A 14,522-nucleotide genomic window follows, 5' to 3' on the forward strand; every position below is an offset into this window, starting at 1 on the left:
CCGTTGTGGCGTAAAGACGCACTTCATTGGGTGCGATCGATGTCGTCGTGTTCCAGCCAGTAGTTGAACTGGCCATAGCTGGGAATCGCGCCGGGGGGGTAATCGGCGAAGTGCTCGCGCAGCATCTGGCGGTACGCAGCCGGCCGCGAGAAGCGGGGATGGTTGGCGGCAAACTGTGCAGCGGCGGCCAGGAACAGCGCCCGCAGCGCGGCGTCGGTATTGGTGCCCGCATTGGCGCTGCTCGTCGCACCGTTGCGCGGGCGGCCGCGCTTGACGCCGGCACTGGCCGCCCGCGTCTTGCCACGCGCACCGGAGTTGGCGTAATCGGGCAGCAACGCGTCGACCGTCTGGCCGCGCTCCCAGTAGCGGCGCAGGTAGCGCATGAGACTGGCGACGGAGATCCCGTGGGCGCGACTGTAGGCGCTGAGCAGGGCTGCGCGCGGACGCGGAAAATAGAGCTGCGGCAGGTCGTGATGCAGGGCTGTCACGGCATCCCACGCCTTCATCTGCAGCAGGTGGTGTTTGCCGGATGGGGCGTCGATGCGCGGTGCGCGGCAAGGATCGGCGAGCAGCAACCGGGCGCGCCGCGTCGACACGTCCGCCACCAGCACGTGCAGCGGCGTGCTGCGCGGTGTCGCGCTTGGGCGCCGCAGTGCAAAGGTATAGGCCACGGAATGCGTGACGTCGATCCACAGGATCCGCACCAGATGGCCCGGGGGATCGCGGTATTCGAGGACATCGTTATGCAAGAACATCGGCCGCTCCTGGCTTTGAGTTCATTGCTTATATGCAAAGAACGCGCCAGGCACGGTCATGGCGGCCCGCGCCGGGGCCGCCGGTCAATCATTTCTGCGCCAGGATCCATTTCGCCAGCACCTTGGCTTCAGCTTCTGTCACCTGCGGATTGGCCGGCATCGGAATCGGGCCCCAGGTGCCGCTGCTGCCTTTCTGGATCTTCTGGACGAGGCGCGCTTCGGCGCCGGCATCCTTCGCATACTTGGCCGCGACGTCCTTGTAGGCCGGGCCGACCAGTTTGGTGCCGACGGCGTGGCAGGCCATGCAGGCCCGGGCCTTGGCCAGGTCGGCGTTCGCCTGGGCGTCAGGGACGGCGGCGACGGCAAAGGTCGCTGCCAGGGTCAGGGTCAGGTATTTCTTCATGATGCTCCAGTGGCTGGGTTGATCGTACGGCGCAGGCGCCCTGGCGGGCACCACCTGACATCATAGCGGGAAACCCCATTGGCATGCCAACGCGACGGTGAGCTCAGGCGTCCGCGAGGCGCAGGTCGGGGTCGGCCTCGAACACCCCGGCCAGCCAGCTGGCAAATGCCTGCAGGCGGGGATTGGCGATGCGCCCGCGCGGGTACAGCAGGGACACCGGCATCGGCGTCGGGCACATGGCGGGCAGCACGACAGCCAGCGCGCCCTGCGCCACGTGCGTGCGCACCTGGTAGCGCGCCAGTTGCGCCAGTCCCAGCCCCTGCAGCGCGCACAGCAGATTGGCCTCGGCGTCGTTCACGGCAATGCCGCCATCGATGGCCACCCGGACCACGCTCCCCGCGCCCTCCCCCTTCTCTTCACCCGCGAGCGTCCACTCGAACGCGCGGCCGGTGCGCCCCGAGAAATGCACGATCGCATTGTGCTCGGCCAATGCATCGACGGTTGCAGGCGTGCCCCGCCTCGCCAGATAGCCGGGCGTGGCGGCGATCACAAAGCGCATCAGGCCGATCCGGCGCGCAACCAGGCTGGAATCGGGCAAGTCGCCCACGCGCAACGCGCAATCGATGCCTTCGGCGGTCAGGTCGACCAGGCGGTCGCCGAGAATGATCGTCAGGTCAAGCGCCGGAAATGCCTGACGGAACTCACCGATGCGCGGCACCACGATGGCGCGTCCAAGCGCACCCGGCAGGTCGATGCGCAGCCGGCCCTGCATGCGCCCGGCGTGCTCGCCCAGAAAGTCGGCTTCGGCGTCGTCGATGGCGGCCAGGATGGCGTTGCAGTGGGCGTAATAGCGCTCACCTTCGGGCGTCAGTGACAACCGGCGCGTCGTGCGCTGCAGCAGTTGCGCACCCAGATAACGTTCAAGATTCTGAAGCGTCGCCGTCAGCGAGGCGCGTGGCAAGTCCAGCGACTCGGCTGCGCGTGTAAAACTGTTCGCCTCGACGATGCGCACGAACGTCTGCATCGCTTTCACCTTGTCCATGATTGTTCATATAAAGTGAATGGTATAAGCGCATTATGCCCTGATTATCTTCGCCGGCGAACTGGCTAACATGGCGTCATTCCCTCATTCAATCCCATGGAGTTCGCCATGCACACCCCCAGGTCATCATCCATCTCGTCCGGCATGGTCATGCTGCTGGCCGCTGCGGCCGGCATCATCGTCGCCAATCTTTATTATGCGCAGCCGCTTGTCGGCCCGATCGGCGCCGCGCTGGGCTTGCCGCCGGCAGCGGCGGGCCTGATTGTCACGCTGACCCAGATCGGCTACACGCTGGGCCTGCTGTTCATCGTGCCGCTCGGCGACCTGGTGGAAAACCGGCGTCTGATCGTCACCGGCCTGCTTGTCACGAGCGCTGCCTTGCTGGTCGCAGCCACCGCCACCACCGCGTGGGCGTTCCTGCTGGCCGCGCTGACCATCGGCCTGGGTGCCGTGGTGGCTCAGGTGCTGGTGCCGTTTGCCGCGCACCTGGCGCCAGAAGCCACGCGCGGCCAGATCGTCGGCAAGGTGGTCAGTGGCCTGCTGCTGGGGATCATGGTGGCGCGGCCTGTCGCGAGCGTGCTGGCTGGCCTGGGGGGCTGGCACACCGTGTTCGGGATCGCCGCTGCGCTGGTTGCCGTGCTGGCCGTGGTCCTGCAACTGAAGCTGCCGCTGCGCCAGCCAACGGCGACACAACCGTACCGGCGCCTGATCGGCTCGCTGTGGCCGTTGCTGGCGACAACCGTGGTGCTGCGCCAGCGCGCGCTGTATCACGCTGGCCTGTTCGGCGCCTTCAGCCTGTTCTGGACCGTGGCCCCGCAAGCGCTGGCCGGCCCGGCCTTCGGCCTCACACAGAATGGGATCGCGCTGTTTGCCCTGGTCGGCATGGCCGGCGCCGTGGCCTCGCCTGTCGCCGGGCGCCTGGCCGATGCCGGTCACACGCTGAAAGCCACTGCCGTCGCCCTGGTCGTCGGCGCGCTGAGCTTCCTGCTGCCGTTGTTTGCACCGGCGTCAAAACCGGTCGCGCTTGGCTTGCTGGCCGTGGCCGCCATCGCGCTGGATGCTGCGGTGGCCGCCAACCTGGTTCTGGGCCAGCGCGCGCTGTTCGCGCTGGGCGCCGACATGCGCAGCCGGCTGAACGGCCTGTACTTTGCGCTGTTCTTTGCGGGCGGCGCGGTCGGCTCCGCGCTGGGCGGCTGGGTATATGCGGCGCATGGCTGGCATGCGGCGCTGCTGGTCGGCATGCTGCTGCCAGCGCTGGCGCTGCCGGTCTGGGTCCACGAAGCCATCAGGCATCCGGCCGCACGCCAGAGCGCATAGACCACGCGCCGGATTAAGATGTGTTTTAATCAACCTTTATCCTGATCCGGAGCACGCAATGCACACGAACGACCAAGGCGCGACGCCGACCAAAGCCGAACTGGACGAAGCCGCGCTGAACATGGCGCGCAATATGTTCCAGTATGCGCGCTCAGGCGACGCCGACCATCTCGCCGCCTTCCTGTCGCGCGGCCTGCCGCCGAACCTGCGCAACGAAAAAGGCGACAGCCTCTTGATGCTGGCCAGCTACCACTGCCACCTGGATGCGACGCGGGTCTTGCTCGAGCACGGCGCCGATCCGCACCTGATCAACGATGCGGGGCAAACGCCATTGCACGGCGCCGCGTTCAAGGGCGACCTGGCGGTCACGACACTGTTGCTCGACAAGGGCGCTTTGCCGGACTTTGCCGGCCCGTCTGGCCGCACGGCGCTGATGTTCGCCGCGATGTTCAACCGGGTCGCCATCGCCAAGCTGTTGATGGAACGCGGCGCCGACCCGGCAGCGCGCGATGGGGCCGGCACGACCGCCTACGATGCGGCGATCAAGATGGGCGCCGCCGACACTGCAGCCTTGCTGGCGCCGGCGAACTGACGGCGACGCACGAACCAGGCTGCCACCAGGCCGAGGCCGACGATGGCGCCGGTAGCCGGTTCCGGCACCTCGGTCACTTCCCGCGCGGCAGCCACCAGCATGCCGCTCGCGCCGCTGCAGTCGGGATACTCGACACCGCAGCCGAACGGCTCATCGCTGTTGGCATCGGTCACGCTGAACAGCGCGCCCTGGCTCACCATCCGGAAATCCGAGTTGCCGTCCGAGGCGAAAATACTGCCGCCAACGAGGCCACCCGCCAGAAATGTCAGGTCCATCACGATGCGGTCGTAGTAATTGCGCGGCGGCGTGCGGTAGCCATAGTCGATCAGGTTGTGCTGGCCACCGACATACGGGTCGTCGAACCAGTAGCGCAGGGACAGCAGGCTCGACTGCGGATCGATGCATGGCGGACCGATATCGCATTCGTTGCGGATATTCAAGTACAGCGCGCCGTTGGCAACGGCTTCCTCGGAGAACGCCAGTTCCAGGTTGAGGCCGGTCGGCATCGAACTGGATGCGCTCACTTGCTGCCAGCTGTAGGTCACTGCGGCCTGCGCCGGCAGCGCCAGGGTGGCGGCCAGCAATAAGGCGACGGGGGCAATGTGCGTCATTAATGATCTCCTCGGAAAGTTTCAACAATACTTCAGCAAGATTCGCGCCTGTGAATCTGGGAGCTGCATCCCATTGATTCCAAATAAGATTTATGTAGGATGCGTAGTTTTTACAGACGATGTGTCAAGTTCTCCGACAAGACATGTCACATTCACAACGAGTGATGCTGGCGATGTGGGCGCCGGCATGCCAGCCCCGGAGCCAGCACTTCACCTATAATCGTGAGCGCCCTCATACCGGGGCGCGATTCCACTGATACGAAGGACCCCGATGAAAGCCCTGCCCCTGCCCGTCCTCATGTTCACCCTGCTGACTGCCAGCAGCACTGCACTGGCCGACGATGCCGCGCTGCTCAAATGCCGCACCCTGAGCGACACCGCCACGCGCGTGGCCTGCTACGACGCGATTCCCGTCGGCGTCGCCGGCCCGGCCGTTGCCGCTGCTGCTGCTGCTGCGCCGGCCCGTACGCCGGAACAGTACTTTGGCCTGGAAGCGGTCAAGCAGCGCGAAGCGCAGCCGGCGTCGATCCGCAGCACCGTCGTGGGTGATTTCGATGGCTGGGGCCCCGGCTCGCAGATCCGCCTGGCCAATGGCCAGGTCTGGCGCGTCATCGACGGCAGCGACGCCGTCCTGCCGCGCACGAAGGACGCGGCGGTGACCATCGAGCGCAATGTGTTCGGCACGCTGTTCCTGAAAGTCGATGGCGGCAACAGCTCGGCCAAGGTGCGCCGGGTGCAATAAACGCTAGGCGGGCGTACGCACCATGTACAGCGCGCCGGGCGGATAGGTGTGCAGGCCGGCGCACTGCGTCGAGGCGGCGCGCCAGCCCAGCGCATGCCAGAAGCGCTCGCTGTCCTGCACCGACACCAGGGCCGCATGTGCCAGTCCAAGCGTGCGCGCGCGGCGCAATGCGTCGTCCACCAGCGCGCGCCCCATCCCACATCCCAGTGCGCACGCCTCGATTGCCAGGTCGTGCAGGTACAGCGTGTCCGGCTGCTCCGATACGGCAAACGGGGCGTTCAGGTTCGTCACCAGCCCCAGACGCGAGGGATAAGTAAACAGGTAGCCGCGCACAACGCCCTCATGGATGCCAACCAGACAGGTGCCGTGCGCCGCCGCTATCCGGCTTGCCACGACCGCTGCCGGCTCCTGCATCGCGACCGGATAGCAGGCGGCCTGGATGCGCAACACGGCATCGAGATCGGTGGACAGCATCGGGCGCAGGGAGATCGACATGAGAGATGGTCGGGCGAAAAAACGCGCATCGTAGCATGCGCTTGACGCCCGTCCTGGCATCGCGCATTCTAGCTGTCTTGACAACATCGACTCATCACCGACAGGAACCAGCATGCGCAGCACCAGCGAAGCCACGCCGTCAACCCGCCCCGAATACATTCTCCACGCCAGCTGCCCGGCCGGCATCGGCATTGTCGCGGCCGTTGCGACCTTCCTGGCCGAACGCGATTGCTATATCTGCGCGCTGGAACAGTTCGACGACGATTCAACTGCACGCTTCTTCATGCGCGCCGTATTCCGCCAGCAGGACAAGTCGCCGGCCATCGACGCCATCCGCACCGAATTCGACAGCATGGTCGCCACGCGCCTGGACATGGGCTGGAAAATCTACGACCCGCTCGACCCGGTGCGCACCGTGATCATGGTCTCGAAGACCGATCACTGCCTGGACGACCTGCTGTACCGTCGCCGCACGGGCGAACTCAATCTGTCGATCACGGCCGTGGTCTCGAACCACCTCGACCTGCGTCCGATGGTCGAGCGCGAAGGCATCCGCTTCATCTTCCTGCCGGTCACCAAGGACAACAAGGCGCAGCAAGAGGCGCGCCTGCTGGAAATCGTCGACGAGACCGACTCCGAACTCGTGGTCCTGGCGCGCTATATGCAGATCCTGTCGGATGGGCTGGCGCGCCGCCTGGCCGGCAAGTGCATCAATATCCACCACTCGTTTTTGCCTGGGTTCAAGGGCGCCAAGCCCTATCAGCAGGCGTTCGACCGGGGCGTCAAGCTGATCGGCGCAACGGCCCACTATGCCACGCCGGATCTGGACGAAGGCCCGATCATCGAACAGGTGCTCACGCGCGTGGACCACAACTACCGGGTCGATCAGCTCACCCGCGTAGGGCGCGACAATGAATGCCTGGCGCTGGCCACGGCGGTCAAGTTCCACATCGAGCGCCGTGTGTTCGTGGACGGCAACAAGACCGTCGTGTTCCGCGGACCGTAATGACAGTGATAACAATGTTGACTTATACTTAATGTAGGTGCGCTATCTAACCGTCGCAAATGTAACAGGACGTTATGTTCATACCTTCTCACAGAGGGGAAGAACATGGAACATCAACAGCAGCATCCGGTGCGCCTGCGCATCAACGGCCAGGACCGGGAATTCAACGTCGAATCGTGGGTAACGCTGCTTGACCTGCTGCGCGAGCGCGCAGGCATGACCGGCACCAAGAAGGGTTGCGACCAGGGCCAGTGCGGCGCCTGCACCGTGCTCGTGGACGGCAAACGGATCAACTCGTGCCTGACGCTGGCCGTCATGCAGGACGGCCGCGAGATCACTACCGTCGAAGGCCTGGCCACCGGCGAAGACCTGCACCCGCTGCAGCAGGCATTCATCGACTGCGACGCGTTCCAGTGCGGCTACTGTACGCCGGGCCAGCTGTGTTCGGCCGTGGGCCTGATCAACGAAGGCCAGGCCACCTCGCGCGACGACGTGCGTGAACTCATGAGCGGCAACCTGTGCCGCTGCGGGGCGTACCCGCAGATCGCCGATGCGGTCATTAAAGTTCTCGACATGCGCGACACCAAAAAAACCACCGAAGGCTTCACGACCGGGGCGGTGCTGTCATGAACCCGTTCGCCTTTACCCAAGCCACGGACGTCGATGCGGCGCTGGCCGCCCTGCTCGACCCTGACACCCGCCCGATCGCCGGCGGCACCAATCTGCTCGACCTGATGAAGGAAAGCGTGATGAAGCCGTCACGCCTGGTCGATATCAACAACCTCGGCCTGGACCAGGTCGAAGAAAAAGACGGCGGCCTGCTGCTTGGCGCCCTCGCCCGCAACGCTGATACCGCCTACCACCCGGTCGTGCGCGAGCGCTACCCGCTGCTGTCCACGGCAATCCTGGCCGGCGCCTCGCCGCAACTGCGCAATATGGCGTCCAACGGCGGCAACCTGATGCAGCGCACCCGCTGCGTCTACTTCTATGACGTCGGCACCGCCTGCAACAAGCGCGAACCCGGCACCGGCTGTCCTGCGCGCGAAGGCCTGAACCGCCAGCTGGCAATCCTGGGCACCAGTGAAAGCTGCATCGCTACCCACCCGTCGGACATGTGCGTCGCCTTGCGCGCACTCGACGCGACGGTGCACGTGCGCTCGATGAGCGGCGCGCGCGAGATCCCGTTCGCCGACTTCCACCGCCTGCCGGGCGATACGCCCCAGATCGACAACACGCTGCAGCCAGGCGAGATGATCACCCACATCACCGTGCCCGAGGCTGACCGCTTCATCGACCACAGCGCCTACATCAAGGTGCGTGACCGCCTGTCGTACGCGTTTGCGCTGGTGTCGGTGGCTGCTGCGCTGGACCTCGATGCCGACGGCACGATACGCGCTGCGCGCATCGCGCTCGGCGGCGTGGCCCACAAGCCATGGCGTGTCGAAGCGGCTGAAGAAGCGCTCGTCGGCCAGGCGGTTGGCGAAGCGGCCTTCCTGCAGGCCGCCGAGACCATCCTGCAAGGCGCCCAGGGCTTTGGCCAAAACGACTTCAAGCTGCCGCTGGCGCGCAACGCCATCGTGCAAGCCTTGACCACCGCCGCGCGTGGCACCGACCACGCGCGCGGACTCGATGCACAAGGAGAACAAGCATGACCGACCTGATTCCTGAACTGCGCGCGCCAAGCGCGCCGGCCGGCACCGGCCGCGTGAAAAGCGGCATGGCGGTCTCGCGCATCGATGGCCGCGCCAAGGTCACCGGCGAAGCGCAGTACGCGGCCGAATACTTTGCCCCCGACCTGGCGTACGGCGTGGTCGTGAGCGGCACCGTGGCCAAGGGCCGCATCACCAGCATCGATACGGCCGAGGCGCTGGCCGTTGCGGGCGTGCTTTCCGTGATGACGCACGAGAACCGTCCCAAGATGCGCTCGTTCGACCTGGCCTGGAAAGACATGACGGCCCCGGCCGGCTCGCCGTTCCGTCCCCTGTTCTCGGACGAGATTTTCTACAGTGGCCAGCCGGTGGCGCTGGTGCTGGCCGAAACCTTTGAAGCGGCGCGCTACGCCGCATCGCTGGTGCGCGTGCATTACGATGTCGATGCGCACGAAACCAATCTGCTGGAAAGCCTCGACCAGGCGTACGAACCGCGCAAGATGAAGGCCGGTTTCGTGCCGCCAAGCTCGATCGGCGACGGTGAAAAGGCATTCGAGGCGGCCGAGGTACGGGTCGACTCGCAGTACTACAACGGCGTCGAGCACCACAATCCGATGGAGATGTTCGCCTCGACCGTGATTCGCGCTGAAAACGGCCACCTGACCATCTACGACAAGACGCAAAGCTCGCAGAACAGCCGCTGGTATGTCTCGCACGGCTTCGGCCTGTCGAGCGACGAAGTCACCGTGCGCAACCCGTACGTGGGCGGCGCCTTCGGTTCCGGCCTGCGCCCGCAATACCAGCTGCCGCTGGCCGTGATGGGCGCGCTGCAGCTGGAGCGTTCGGTGCGTGTCGTGCTGACGCGCCAGCAGATGTTCAGCTTCGGCCACCGTCCGGAAACCTGGCACCGCATTCGTCTGGGCGCCGCGCCGGACGGCACTCTCAAGGCGATCTGGCACGAAGCGATCCAGGAAACCTCGCGCCTTGAGGATTACGTCGAAGTGATCGTGAACTGGTCGGGTCAGCTGTATGCGTGCACTGACATCAAGCTTGGCTACCAGGTGGTTGCGAACGACCGCTTCACGCCGCTGGACATGCGCGCCCCGGGCGCTGCCCACGGCGTGCACGCCATGGAAGTGGCGATGGACGAGCTGGCCTATGAATTGAAAATGGATCCGCTGGCGCTGCGCCTGAAAAACTACACCGAGATCTCGCCGATCGAGGACAAGCCGTTCTCGAGCAAGGAACTGCGCGAGTGCTACCGCCAGGGCGCCGAGCGCTTCGGCTGGGAAAAGCGCCCGATCGAGCCGCGCTCGATGCAGGACGGCGACGAGCTGGTGGGCTGGGGCATGGCAACCGGCATCTGGGATGCGATGGTGATGGTCGCGCGCGTCAGCGCCGTCTTGCACAGCAACGGCCGCCTGGTCGTAAGCAGTGCGGCCACGGATATCGGCACCGGTACCTATACCGTGATGTCGATGATTGCGGCCGAGGCCATGGGCTTGCCGATGGAACTGGTGACGTTCCAGCTGGGTGACTCGACGCTGCCGATGGCGCCGATCGAGGGCGGCTCGTCGCACGTGACCACCGTGGGCTCGGGCGTGTTCGGCGCCTGCGAAAAGCTCAAGAAGTCGGTGCTCAAGATGGCAACGAAAATGGCCGATTCACCGCTGGCCAAGGCGCGCCTGCGCGACGTCGAATTTGGCGACGGCGCGATCTTCCTGAAAACGGACCCGTCGCGCCGCGTGGAACTCACACAGGTGCTGGCCAATGCGGGCGTCGATCAGGTCGAAGAGAAATACTTCATGACGCCGCAGATGCTCAAGCAGCGCAAGTACGCGCGCGCCGTGCACTCGGCCGTGTTCTGCGAAGTGCGCGTGAACGAAAAGCTGGGCATGGTGCGCGTCACGCGCGTGGTTAGCGCGATTGCCGCCGGCCGCATCATCAGCGCCAAGACGGCAGCCAGCCAGATCAGCGGCGCGGTCGTCTGGGGCATCAGCCAGGCACTGCATGAAGAAACCCATACCGATCACAAGTACGGGCGATTCATGAACCACAATTTCGCCGAGTACCACGTGGCGGCCAATGCCGACATCCACGACATCGACGTGATCTTTGTGGAAGAAGACGACCGCATCGTCAGCAAGCAACTGGGCGCCAAGGGTGTGGGCGAGATCGGCATCGTGGGCGTGGCGGCGGCGGTTTCGAACGCCATCTTCCATGCCACCGGTACGCGCCTGCGCACGACACCGATGACGCCGGCGAAGTTGCTGCTTGGGGATCGGGAACTCCCGGTGCAGCCGCCGGTCTGATAGTACGGCGCTGCAGCGACCAGAAACGCCATCTTCGGATGGCGTTTTTTGTTTTCGGATGGGTGTTTTTGGCCCATTCGTTCTTGCCGAAAATAGCGTCATGCAAACCACATACGTATTTCCACGTAGTTGCACAACAATATGTTTGCTGGTAAAACATATGGTGCGTAAGACAACGCCACAAGGGAGCACGGCACAGTCATAGTGCCGGTTGCCAAACCAAACCAAGAACGAGATACGAGGACGACACCATGAAGCTCAAGATGCTGTGCGCAGCCGCCTGCCTGACCGCTTTCGGCACGGGCCTGGCCCAGGCCCAAGCCTACCCGACCAAGCCCATCACCATGATCGTGCCGTTCGCGGCCGGCGGCCCGACCGACACCGTCGCGCGCCTTGTCGCGCAGTCGATGGGCAACACGCTCAAGCAGCAGATCATCGTTGAAAACGTCGGCGGCGCCGGCGGCACCATCGGCGCCGCGCGCGCTGCCAAGGCCGCACCCGACGGCTATACGCTGTTCCTGCACCACATCGGCCAGTCGACCGCGCCAGCCCTGTACCGCAAGCTGCCGTACGACGCGATCACCAGCTTCGAACCGATCGGCCTGATCACCGATGTGCCGATGACCGTCGTCGCCAAGGCGAACTTCCCGGCAAAGGACATGAAAGAGCTGATCACGTATGTGAAAGCCAACAAGGACAAGGTCACCTACGCACACGCCGGCCTGGGTTCGGCTTCGCACCTGTGCGGCATGCTGCTGCAGACCGCGATGGGCGTCGAGCTGACCACCGTGCCGTACAAGGGCACCGGTCCGGCGATGAATGACTTGCTGGGCGGTCAGGTCGACTTCATGTGCGACCAGACCACCAACACCACCAGCCAGATCAAGGGCGGCAAGATCAAGGCCTACGGCGTGACAACCAAGACCCCGGTCGCCTCGCTGCCGAACCTGCCGACGCTGGACAAGGCTGGTCTGCCAGGCTTTGAAGTCGGTGTCTGGCACGGCCTGTACGCGCCAAAAGGCACGCCGAAGCCAACCGTCGACGCGTTGTCGGGCGCCCTGCGCACTGCACTGCGCGATCCGAACGTGGTCAAGCGCTTCGCCGACCTGGGCACCGAGCCGGTCCCGGCCAATCAAGCCACGCCGGAAGCGCTGCGCACGCACCTGAAGCAGCAGATCGACCTGTGGGGTCCGATCATCAAGAAAGCCGGCGCCTTCGCCGACTGATTCCCTGTTGACGACTTCGCGCCGCGCCGGCCTGTCCGGCTGCGGTGCGGCGTTGTCGCATCCGGAGCCCGGCCGCCGTCGTTGTCATCGTCGTTGTCATCGTCGTTGCGCGGGGCTGCATCAGTGATCCGCATTCACGCTTTTCGAACCACTGCATCTGCATCACCGCATCTGCACCACAATAAAGGGGACCACCACCGTGCCAGCATTTATCCGCCATCCGAAAGACTTTTGGAGCGGCATTGTCTTTCTCATCTTCGGTCTGAGCGCCGTGATCATCGGCCAGGAGTATGAGCTGGGTAGTGCCGGCCGCATGGGTCCGGCCTACTTCCCGATCGCGCTGGGCATCCTGCTGTCGCTCGTCGGCCTGGCGTCGTTCGTGCGCTCGTTCTTCCGTCCGGGTGAGGCAATCGGCCGCATCTATTATCGCGAGCTGACCATCGTACTGGTCGCCGTGCTGCTGTTCGGCTTCCTCGTGCGCAATGCCGGCCTGGTGCCTGCAGGCTTCCTGCTGATCCTGATCAGCTCGTACGCCAGCGATAAATTCGAATTGAAGAAGTCACTCGCGCTGGCCGTGGGCATGACGTTGTTCGCAGTTGGACTGTTCGTCAAGCTGCTTGGCTTGCCGATGCCGATCATTGGCCCTTGGCTCGGTGGGAATTAAATCATATGGAACTTTTCAGTAACCTCGCACTGGGCCTCGAGACGGCCCTGTCCATGCAAAACCTGTTCTACTGCCTGGTCGGCGTGTTCGTCGGCACTGCAGTGGGCGTCCTGCCGGGCCTGGGCCCGATCGCCACCATCGCGATGCTGCTGCCGGCCACGTTCGGCCTGCCGCCGGAGTCGGCGCTGATCATGCTGGCCGGCATCTATTACGGCGCGCAATACGGTGGCTCGACCACCGCCATCCTGGTCAATCTGCCGGGCGAATCATCGTCGGTGGTGACGGCACTGGACGGCTACCAGATGGCCCGCAACGGCCAGGCCGGCAAGGCGCTGGCCACCGCGGCAATCTCGTCGTTCTTCGCCGGTACCGTCGCCACGATCCTGCTGGCAGTGGCCGCGCCACCGCTGGCCGACCTGGCGCTTGAATTCGGCCCGGCCGAATACTTCTCGCTGATGGTGCTGGGCCTGGTGGCCTCGGTCGTGCTGGCCAGTGGTTCGCTGCTCAAGGCCATCGGCATGGTGCTGCTCGGCCTGTTGCTGGGCGTGGTCGGTACCGACGTCAACTCGGGTTCGGCGCGCTACACCTTCGACATGCCGGAACTGGCTGACGGCATCAACTTCGTCATCGTCGCGATGGGCATGTTCGGTATTGGCGAAATCATCCGCAATCTCGAGCACAACGAAGACCGCAATCTGGTGATGAAGAAAGTCACCGGGCTGATGCTCAACAAGGAAGACTTCAAGCGCATCATGTGGCCGGTCATCCGCGGCACGGGCCTGGGCTCGCTGCTGGGCATCCTGCCGGGCGGTGGCGCCATGCTGGCCTCGTTCGCGTCGTACTCGCTCGAGAAGAAAGTGTCGAAGAACTCGGCCAACTTCGGCAAGGGCGCCATCGAAGGTGTTGCGGCGCCGGAAGCGGCGAACAACGCCGGCGCGCAGACCTCGTTCATCCCGATGCTGACGCTGGGCATTCCGTCGAATCCGGTGATGGCGCTGATGATCGGCGCAATGATCATCCAGGGCATCCAGCCTGGTCCAGCCGTGATGACCGAACAGCCTGGCCTGTTCTGGGGCCTGATCGTCTCGATGTGGGTGGGTAACCTGTTCCTCGTCGTGCTGAACCTGCCGATGATCGGTATCTGGGTGCGCATGATCATGGTGCCGTACCAGATGCTGTATCCGGCCATCCTGATGTTCTGCGCGATCGGCGTGTTCAGCCTGAACAACAGCACCTTCGACGTGTACCTGATGGCGCTGTTCGGTCTGCTGGGCTACCTGTGCGCCAAGCTCGAACTGGAGCCCGCGCCGATGCTGCTCGGCTTTATCATCGGTCCGATGATGGAAGAGTACCTGCGCCGCGCCCTGCTGCTCTCGCGCGCCGATCCAATGGTATTCATCGAGCGCCCGATCTCGGGCGTCATGCTGGGCCTGGCCGCTGCCGCGATGATCGTCGTGCTGCTGCCATCGCTGCGCAAGAAACGCGAAGAAGCCTTCCAGGAAGACTAAGGCCCAAGCCAGCGTCAACTCGCACCACCCGCGCCGCCCGGCGCCGGCCCCAAGCCGGCCCGGGCGGTCGCCGTTTACGCCTGAGAAAGCGCCCCCACGCCAGCCACCAGATACTGAACAATTAGGGTCAGAGTCGACTTATTGGGCAATTCCTCAATGTTGTCAAACAATCTGACTCCGACCCCAATTGGAAAGCAATG

15 protein-coding genes are annotated in these 14,522 nt (G+C 64.6%); 10 read left to right on the top strand and 5 right to left on the bottom strand.

Annotation, left to right across the window (positions count from 1 at the left end; all coding sequences use genetic code 11):
- Nucleotides 1-23: 23 nt before the first annotated feature.
- From NX775_RS00885 to NX775_RS00895, 3 genes are all read right to left on the bottom strand, one after another.
- Nucleotides 24-755 carry a hypothetical protein gene (locus NX775_RS00885; RefSeq protein ID WP_258834267.1) on the bottom strand — a complete coding sequence of 244 codons (732 nt, stop codon included), beginning with the start codon at nucleotides 753-755 and terminating at the stop codon, nucleotides 24-26.
- A gap of 88 nt (nucleotides 756-843) precedes the next feature.
- On the bottom strand, nucleotides 844-1,158 hold the full coding sequence (locus tag NX775_RS00890) for a c-type cytochrome (protein ID WP_258834268.1): 315 nt from the start codon (nucleotides 1,156-1,158) through the stop codon (nucleotides 844-846).
- Between the two features lie 103 nt (nucleotides 1,159-1,261).
- On the bottom strand, nucleotides 1,262-2,200 hold the full coding sequence (locus NX775_RS00895) for a LysR family transcriptional regulator (RefSeq protein WP_258834269.1): 939 nt from the start codon (nucleotides 2,198-2,200) through the stop codon (nucleotides 1,262-1,264).
- 108 nt (nucleotides 2,201-2,308) lie between these two features.
- Between NX775_RS00895 and NX775_RS00900 the strand changes: the two genes are divergently transcribed.
- Together NX775_RS00900 and NX775_RS00905 are read left to right on the top strand one after the other, a co-directional pair.
- Entirely contained in the window at nucleotides 2,309-3,517 is a 1,209-nt protein-coding gene (locus NX775_RS00900) for an MFS transporter (RefSeq protein ID WP_258834270.1), read from the top strand.
- 58 nt (nucleotides 3,518-3,575) lie between these two features.
- Entirely contained in the window at nucleotides 3,576-4,109 is a 534-nt protein-coding gene (locus NX775_RS00905) for an ankyrin repeat domain-containing protein (RefSeq protein ID WP_258834271.1), read from the top strand.
- Here the strand turns inward: NX775_RS00905 and NX775_RS00910 are convergent.
- Nucleotides 4,046-4,720, bottom strand: coding sequence for a PEP-CTERM sorting domain-containing protein (locus NX775_RS00910; RefSeq protein ID WP_258834272.1), 675 nt, complete (start codon nucleotides 4,718-4,720; stop codon nucleotides 4,046-4,048). The two genes, NX775_RS00905 and NX775_RS00910, sit on opposite strands and share 64 nt — an antisense overlap.
- A 271-nt stretch (nucleotides 4,721-4,991) precedes the next feature.
- Between NX775_RS00910 and NX775_RS00915 the strand changes: the two genes are divergently transcribed.
- Nucleotides 4,992-5,462, top strand: a complete 471-nt coding sequence (locus tag NX775_RS00915; RefSeq protein ID WP_258834273.1) for a hypothetical protein — start codon at nucleotides 4,992-4,994, stop codon at nucleotides 5,460-5,462.
- A gap of 3 nt (nucleotides 5,463-5,465) precedes the next feature.
- Here NX775_RS00915 and NX775_RS00920 read toward each other — a convergent pair whose 3' ends face one another.
- Nucleotides 5,466-5,957: a GNAT family N-acetyltransferase gene (locus NX775_RS00920; RefSeq protein WP_258834274.1), complete on the bottom strand. Its 492-nt coding sequence runs from the start codon at nucleotides 5,955-5,957 to the stop codon at nucleotides 5,466-5,468.
- 112 nt (nucleotides 5,958-6,069) lie between these two features.
- On the opposite strand from NX775_RS00920, the gene purU reads away from it, so the two are divergent.
- The 7 genes from purU to NX775_RS00955 all read left to right on the top strand — a co-directional run bounded on the left by purU (nucleotide 6,070) and on the right by NX775_RS00955 (nucleotide 14,322).
- Nucleotides 6,070-6,963 carry a formyltetrahydrofolate deformylase gene (gene purU, locus NX775_RS00925; RefSeq protein ID WP_258834275.1) on the top strand — a complete coding sequence of 298 codons (894 nt, stop codon included), beginning with the start codon at nucleotides 6,070-6,072 and terminating at the stop codon, nucleotides 6,961-6,963.
- A gap of 105 nt (nucleotides 6,964-7,068) precedes the next feature.
- A complete protein-coding gene (locus NX775_RS00930; protein WP_258834276.1) occupies nucleotides 7,069-7,593 on the top strand; it encodes a (2Fe-2S)-binding protein in 525 nt (174 codons plus the stop codon).
- Nucleotides 7,590-8,615, top strand: a complete 1,026-nt coding sequence (locus NX775_RS00935) for an FAD binding domain-containing protein (RefSeq protein WP_258834277.1) — start codon at nucleotides 7,590-7,592, stop codon at nucleotides 8,613-8,615. The genes NX775_RS00930 and NX775_RS00935 overlap by 4 nt, the downstream gene beginning before the upstream one ends.
- The gene (locus NX775_RS00940) at nucleotides 8,612-10,924 is read left to right on the top strand and encodes a xanthine dehydrogenase family protein molybdopterin-binding subunit (protein WP_258834278.1); all 2,313 of its coding nucleotides are present in this window, start codon (nucleotides 8,612-8,614) and stop codon (nucleotides 10,922-10,924) included. The genes NX775_RS00935 and NX775_RS00940 overlap by 4 nt, the downstream gene beginning before the upstream one ends.
- A 251-nt stretch (nucleotides 10,925-11,175) precedes the next feature.
- Complete coding sequence (locus NX775_RS00945) at nucleotides 11,176-12,150, top strand: tripartite tricarboxylate transporter substrate binding protein BugD (RefSeq protein WP_258834279.1); 975 nt, start codon at nucleotides 11,176-11,178, stop codon at nucleotides 12,148-12,150.
- A 199-nt stretch (nucleotides 12,151-12,349) separates the two neighbouring features.
- Nucleotides 12,350-12,814, top strand: a complete 465-nt coding sequence (locus NX775_RS00950; RefSeq protein ID WP_183552630.1) for a tripartite tricarboxylate transporter TctB family protein — start codon at nucleotides 12,350-12,352, stop codon at nucleotides 12,812-12,814.
- A gap of 5 nt (nucleotides 12,815-12,819) precedes the next feature.
- Nucleotides 12,820-14,322, top strand: a complete 1,503-nt coding sequence (locus tag NX775_RS00955) for a tripartite tricarboxylate transporter permease (protein ID WP_183552632.1) — start codon at nucleotides 12,820-12,822, stop codon at nucleotides 14,320-14,322.
- Nucleotides 14,323-14,522: the final 200 nt, after the last annotated feature.

It is taken from the genome of Massilia aurea (assembly GCF_024753205.1).
Classification (GTDB): Bacteria; Pseudomonadota; Gammaproteobacteria; order Burkholderiales; family Burkholderiaceae_D; genus Telluria; species Telluria aurea.